The organism is Xanthomonas hortorum, from assembly GCF_011305375.1.
Lineage (GTDB): Bacteria > Pseudomonadota > Gammaproteobacteria > Xanthomonadales > Xanthomonadaceae > Xanthomonas > Xanthomonas hortorum_E.
Map to the genome: position 1 here is coordinate 263,135 of NZ_VCME01000006.1, position 6,000 is coordinate 269,134.

The window sequence follows — 6,000 nt, forward strand, 5'->3', positions numbered from 1 at the left end:
TTGTGATCGGTTGTCTGCGTTCTCTACTGCCGAGCACGTCGATCGATACCCCCGAAAGAGTGAGCGATTCGCCTCACCATCAGGGGTAGGGCGCGACGGCACCTGACCTCACCATGAGGTCATTCCCCGCCGGAGACGCCGCATGGCAGGTCTGACCGCCGCCGCTCGCCCCGATGCGCACAGTGCAGGCGTCAACCAACCGACTGCCCCACGTGTGCGTGCGGTGGCCAGAGCCATGCACTACATCGACACGCATCTGTGCGAACCCATCAGCGTGGCGCAATTGGCGGGTGCGGCGTGCATGAGCCGCTTCCATTTCGCACGCGTGTTTCGCGAGGTGATGGGTGCCAGCCCGATGCAATACCTGCGTGGTCGCCGCATCGAACGTGCACAGGTGTTGCTGCGCGAAAGACGTCACAACATCAGCCAGATCGCCACCGATCTGTGCTTCTTCGATCAGAGCCATTTCGTGCGCAGCTTTCGGCATGCCACCGGCTGCACACCGGCGCGCTTTGCCGCGCAAGACGCGATGGATGCCTGCGCTGCGTTGACCACATCACGTGCGCGAGTGCGCAGCGGCCACGCGTTTTCAACTTCCCTGGAGCATCACCCATGAGCACCGCTACTGCAGTTCCCGGCACACGCTTGCTGTCGCCCGGCGATCACGCCCTGATCCTGATCGACCATCAATCGCAGATGGCCTTCGCCACCCACACCATCGACATCTCCGCGCTGCGCAACAACGTGGCGCTGATTGCCAAGGGTGCCAAAGGCTTCAAGGTGCCGGTGATCCTGACCACCGTGGCGGAAAAATCTTTCTCCGGTCCGTTGTTTCCCGAGCTGCCGGAGATATTTCCCAGCGAGCCGGTATACGACCGCACCAGCATGAATGCCTGGGAAGACCCCGCCGTGATCGACCGCGTCAACGCCATCGGCAAGCAGCGGCTGGTGATCGCCGGGCTGTGGACCAGCGTGTGCATCGTCGGCCCGACGCTGTCGGCGATCGAGCAAGGGTTTGAGGTCTACGTCATCACCGACGCCTGCGGCGATGTCAGCGATGAAGCGCACGAACGCGCGGTCGCGCGGATGCTGCAGGCCGGCGCCGCGCCGATCACCAGCGTGCAATACCTGCTGGAATTGCAGCGCGATTGGGCGCGCGGTGAGACCTATGACCTGACCACCGGGATCGCACGCGCACATGCCGGCGGCTACGGCATCGGCATCCAGTACGCCAAGACGATGTTCGGCGCGCAGGAAGGCGGGCATTGAACCGCTCTCTGCTGCGCGGCACTGCCGGCCAGGCAGCTGCGGTGTTGCTGCTGCGCCTCGCCGGTGGCGGCTTTCTGTTGCCGCATGGATTAGGCAAGTTGCTGGGCTGGTTCGGTGGTCCGGGCCTGGTCGGCTTCGCCGCTGAATTGCAGCACTTTGGCCTTCCTGCAGCGGCACCGTTGCCGCTGGTGTTGGCACTGGTACAGACCTTGTCCGGCGTTACGGTCTTGCTCGGCGCATGGACGCGCGCCAGTGCGACGCTTGCCGCGTTGTTCATCGCCATCACCGTGGTATTGGCAGTGCCCAACGGCTGGTTCTGGATGCACGGCGGCATGGAGTATCCGCTGATGTGGCTGCTGGTCTTGCTGGCACTGATCGGGACCGGTGGCGGCGACTGGTCGCTGGATGGATGGCGCAGGCGCGTCGCCAGATGAGCAATAACCCCTCACACGATGCCGGACGACGTCAACTGCTGCAGGGCGCTGCGGCCAGCCTCGCGGTTGCTGCACTCCCGGGCGTCGTGTCTGCCGCTACCTCGCCGACTTCCAAGGCAGCTGACATGGTCGATCTTGTCGTTCGCAATGCGCGCATCACCACACTGGATCCGCGCCAGCCCAGTGCCAGCGCAATTGCGGTGGCCGATGGACGCATCGTCGCGGTCGGCGACGATGCACACATCATGGCGCTAGCTCAGGGCGCACGCGTCATCGATGCGCAGGGGCGACGCCTGCTGCCCGGCCTCAACGATAGCCATACCCATCTGATTCGCGGCGGGCTGAACTACAACCTGGAGTTGCGCTGGGACGGCGTGCGTTCGCTGGCCGATGCGATGGCAATGCTCAAGGCGCAGGTCGATCGCACGCCTGCGCCGCAATGGGTGCGCGTAGTCGGCGGTTTCACCGCCCATCAATTCGTCGAAAAACGTCTACCCACATTGGATGAGATCAATACGATCGCACCGGACACGCCGGTATTTCTGCTGCATCTGTACGACCGCGCCTTGCTCAATCGCGCCGCGCTGCGCGCCTGCGGCTACGACAAGCAGACACCGGATCCGCCGGGCGGGCGTATCGAACGCGACAAACTCGGCAATCCCACCGGCCTGCTATTGGCCAAGCCCAACGCGCTGATCCTGTACGCAAGTCTGGCCAAAGGCCCGCGCTTGCCGCTGGAATACCAAGCCAACTCCACGCGCCACTTCATGCGCGAACTCAACCGGCTGGGCATCACCTCGGTGATCGATGCCGGCGGCGGTTTTCAGAACTATCCCGAGGACTATCAGGTCATCGAGCAGTTGCATGCAGCCCATCAACTAAGCGTGCGCATCGCCTACAACCTGTTCACCCAGAACAAGGCCAAGGAGGTCGATGACTTCCGTGGCTGGACCGAGATGATGCCGGTACGCAAGGGCGACGATCTGCTGCGTCACAACGGTGCTGGTGAAATGCTGGTGTTCTCTGCGGCCGACTTCGAGCAGTTCAGCGAGCCGCGTCCGGAGTTGCCGCCGGAACTGGAGCCGGAGCTTGAACAGGTGGTGCGGCTGTTGGTGGAAAAGCGTTGGCCGTTCCGCATCCATGCCACCTACGACGAAAGCATCGGGCGCATTCTCGATGTCTACGAAAAGGTCAATGCAGAGATTCCGTTCGATGGCCTGCACTGGTTCATCGATCACGCCGAAACCATCACCCCGCGCAATATCGATCGCATCCGGGCCTTGAATGGTGGCATCGCCGTGCAGCACCGCATGGCCTATCAAGGCGAGGCCTTCGTCGAACGCTATGGCGTGCAAGCCGCACGGCACACACCGCCGGTGCGTCGCATGCTGGCCGCCGGGGTGCCGGTCGGTGCCGGCACCGATGCCACGCGTGTTGCCAGTTACAACCCGTGGGTGGCGCTGTCGTGGCTGGTCACCGGCCGCACCGTAGGCGGGCTGGCCTTGTATGGCGAGGAGAATCTGCTCGATCGGGAACAGGCCTTGCGATTGTGGACGCAGGGCAGTGCGTGGTTCTCCGGCGACGAGGCCAACAAGGGCACGTTGGCGGTGGGGCAGCTGGCCGACTTCATCGTGTTGTCGAACGATTACCTGCACGTCGACGATGCCGCCATCGCCGACATCACCAGCGTGCTGACTGTGTTGGGCGGGCGCGTGGTGCATGGCGATGGCGACTTTGCCGCGCTGGCGCCGACCCTGCCACCTGCCATGCCGGACTGGTCGCCGGTCAACCGTTTCGGCGGCTATCACGTTGGTGGTGTGGTCACCGGGCTTGCCGGTGCCACGCATGTGCACGGCCACGGCTGTCACACCCATGGCGCACATCGCCACGCGGCGCAGCACGCTGCCCCGTCCGACGATCTGCGCAGTTTCTGGGGTGCATTGGGATGCGCGTGTTTCGCGTTCTGATGCCGCTGCCATGGTGCGCTAGCGTGCGTTGCGCATGCCGCCGCATCGCTTGTTTCATCCCACCGCCTGGAGCTTGGCCGCAATGACTTCTTCCGCTGCACCTGCCGATGGCGGTGCCTGGGCACCGCTGCGCGAGCCGGTCTTCCGTGCGTTGTGGCTGGCGATCCTGGGCAGCAACATCGGCACCTGGATCAACGATGTCGCCGCTTCGTGGGTGATGGCCGAACAGACCGGCTCGCCGTTGATGGTGGCGGCGGTGCAATCGGCCACCACCTTGCCGGTGGTGTTGTTTGCGCTGGCGGCCGGCACCCTGGCCGACATCGTCGACCGGCGCCGCTATCTGATGTTCACGCAAGCATGGATGTTGCTGGTGGCCGGCATGTTGGCACTGCTGTCGCATCTGCAGTTGCTCACCCCCTGGGTGCTGGTGGGCCTGACCTTTGCGATGGGCACCGGCGCGGCGATGGCGATGCCGGCGCAGGCGGCGATCGTGTCGGAGCTGGTGCCGCGCCCGATGCTGGCCTCGGCAGTGGCGCTCAACTCGATTGGAATGAACATCGCACGCTCGATCGGCCCGGCGATCGGCGGCCTGATCGTGGCGCAATTCGGCCCGCCATGGGCCTTCCTGCTCAATGGGCTCACATTCGGATTGATGCTGTGGGTGGTGTGGCGTTGGCGCCGCGATACGCATGCCTCGGCGTTGCCACCGGAGAGTTTTGGCGCCGGCCTGCGCGCCGGCTTGCGTTACGCCGCGCGTGCCGGTGTGCTGCAGGCGGTGTTGATCAAGGCCGGCGGATTTTTTCTGTTTGCCAGCGCGCTGACGGCATTGTTGCCCTTGGTAGTGCGCCGCGAGATGCAACTGGGCGCGGGCAGTTACGGCATCTTGCTGGGCTGTATCGGGATCGGTGCGATCAGTGGCGCATTGCTGTTGCCGCGGCTGCGCGCGCGTTACGACCGCGATCTGCTGGTATTCGTCGCCACCTTGGTGTGCGCGGCATCGCTGCTGGGGCTCGCGTTGTCGCGCCAGATCGGCGTGTTGTGCGTGGTGATGGTGGTGAATGGGCTGGCCTGGATCACCGTGCTGTCGTCGCTGCAGATCGCCGCGCAAACGTCGGTGCCGGCATGGGTGCGTGCGCGTGCGCTGTCGTTGTACATCGTGGTGTTTTCTGCAGGCATGGCCGGTGGCTCGTTGCTGTGGGGGGCGTTGGCGCAACGCACCTCGATTGCCACTGCGCTGCAGATCGCTGCCGTAGGTGCGGTGATTGCGGCGGTACTGGTCAAGCGCGCGCGCATTGCCGGTACCGAACAGCTGGACCTTGCACCCGGCGGGCATTGGCCCACGCCTGCGCAATCGGACATGGTCGAACACGATCGCGGCCCGGTACTGGTGACAGTGGAATACCGCATTGCCGCAGATGCACGCGCCGCGTTCATCCAATTGATGACGCAACTCGGCAACACACGCCGCCGCGATGGCGCAGTGGCCTGGGGCGTGGCCGAAGACGCCGCAACGCCTGGCGTGCAGCTGGAATATTTCATCGTTGCCTCGTGGCTGGAGCACTTGCGCCAGCACGAACGCGTTACCGGCGACGACCGCCAGTTGCAGGAGCGGATCCGCGCTTTGCATCAAGGCGAGCGTGCGCCGGTGGTGCGGCATTTTGTCGGCGGCGGCGGCGTGGCAGTGCCACCGCATGCGCATTCGGATATCTGATGACCGTGAACTGGAAATTCATCAGCGGTGTTGTGCTGGGTGTGGCAATCGGCTTCAGCTGCCGCGCGGCGGGTATTCCATCGCCTGCACCGACAGCGTTTGTAGGCGCGCTGCTGGTGCTGGCGATGACTTGCGGCTATGCGCTGGCCGACCGCTTTCTGGCCCGCCGTGCTGCGCGCAACCTGGTGCATTGCGGCGGGCCCAGCGGCCGCATTGCGGGGCATGGCGAATGATGAGCCTGGCATTGCTTGGCGTACTGCTCGCATTGGCCATTGGCCATTGGCATTGGTTGCCGGCTGCTGGATCTGCCGTTGCCGGCGCCGCCACGCCTCACTGGCGCGTTATTAGTGGTCGCGATGAGTGGCGGGTTTTTGCTGGCCGATTGGGTGCTGCGTTAACTCAGCACGGTGTTTGATAGGCGCTGGTGACGCAGATGCACTGACGAATCAATGATGTCGAATTGATGTGTTGGAGCGGTTGAAAAATTACTTCATGCCGGTCTGTTGCGGAGCGGCTGATCTGGGTTTTCGCTGCAGGGCGGCTGATTTGCGGGTTTGCTGCAGGGCCCTTGCCCGCCCACCATCGCGGGACACGCCGCAAGTACGTCCCTGTAGGCTCC

Annotated in this window: 6 protein-coding genes and 1 pseudogene; all 7 read left to right on the plus strand. The window is 64.3% G+C overall.

Annotation, left to right across the window (positions count from 1 at the left end; genetic code table 11):
• Positions 1-142: 142 nt before the first annotated feature.
• The 7 genes and pseudogenes from FFY45_RS07380 to FFY45_RS07410 all read left to right on the plus strand — a co-directional run bounded on the left by FFY45_RS07380 (position 143) and on the right by FFY45_RS07410 (position 5,779).
• Complete coding sequence (locus FFY45_RS07380) at positions 143-616, plus strand: helix-turn-helix transcriptional regulator (protein WP_176339934.1); 474 nt, start codon at positions 143-145, stop codon at positions 614-616.
• Entirely contained in the window at positions 613-1,269 is a 657-nt protein-coding gene (locus FFY45_RS07385; protein WP_176339935.1) for a hydrolase, read from the plus strand. The genes FFY45_RS07380 and FFY45_RS07385 overlap by 4 nt, the downstream gene beginning before the upstream one ends.
• Entirely contained in the window at positions 1,266-1,703 is a 438-nt protein-coding gene (locus FFY45_RS07390; protein ID WP_176339936.1) for a DoxX family protein, read from the plus strand. Before FFY45_RS07385 ends, FFY45_RS07390 begins: the two co-directional genes overlap by 4 nt.
• A gap of 125 nt (positions 1,704-1,828) precedes the next feature.
• Complete coding sequence (locus FFY45_RS07395) at positions 1,829-3,670, plus strand: amidohydrolase (RefSeq protein WP_176339993.1); 1,842 nt, start codon at positions 1,829-1,831, stop codon at positions 3,668-3,670.
• An 82-nt stretch (positions 3,671-3,752) separates the two neighbouring features.
• Complete coding sequence (locus tag FFY45_RS07400; protein WP_176339937.1) at positions 3,753-5,381, plus strand: MFS transporter; 1,629 nt, start codon at positions 3,753-3,755, stop codon at positions 5,379-5,381.
• A 5-nt stretch (positions 5,382-5,386) separates the two neighbouring features.
• Positions 5,387-5,614 (plus strand): XapX domain-containing protein, encoded by a 228-nt coding sequence (locus FFY45_RS07405; protein WP_176339994.1) that lies wholly within the window; start codon positions 5,387-5,389, stop codon positions 5,612-5,614.
• Positions 5,614-5,779 (plus strand): annotated as a pseudogene (locus FFY45_RS07410) (XapX domain-containing protein). Before FFY45_RS07405 ends, FFY45_RS07410 begins: the two are co-directional and overlap by 1 nt.
• Positions 5,780-6,000 lie beyond the last annotated feature (221 nt).

Coding starts and splice junctions, on each gene's coding strand:
- FFY45_RS07385 (WP_176339935.1), top strand. CDS start 613: ATGAGCACCGCTACTGCAGTTCCCGGCACACGCTTGCTGTCGCCCGGC.
- FFY45_RS07395 (WP_176339993.1), top strand. CDS start 1,829: ATGGTCGATCTTGTCGTTCGCAATGCGCGCATCACCACACTGGATCCG.
- FFY45_RS07380 (WP_176339934.1), top strand. CDS start 143: ATGGCAGGTCTGACCGCCGCCGCTCGCCCCGATGCGCACAGTGCAGGC.
- FFY45_RS07400 (WP_176339937.1), top strand. CDS start 3,753: ATGACTTCTTCCGCTGCACCTGCCGATGGCGGTGCCTGGGCACCGCTG.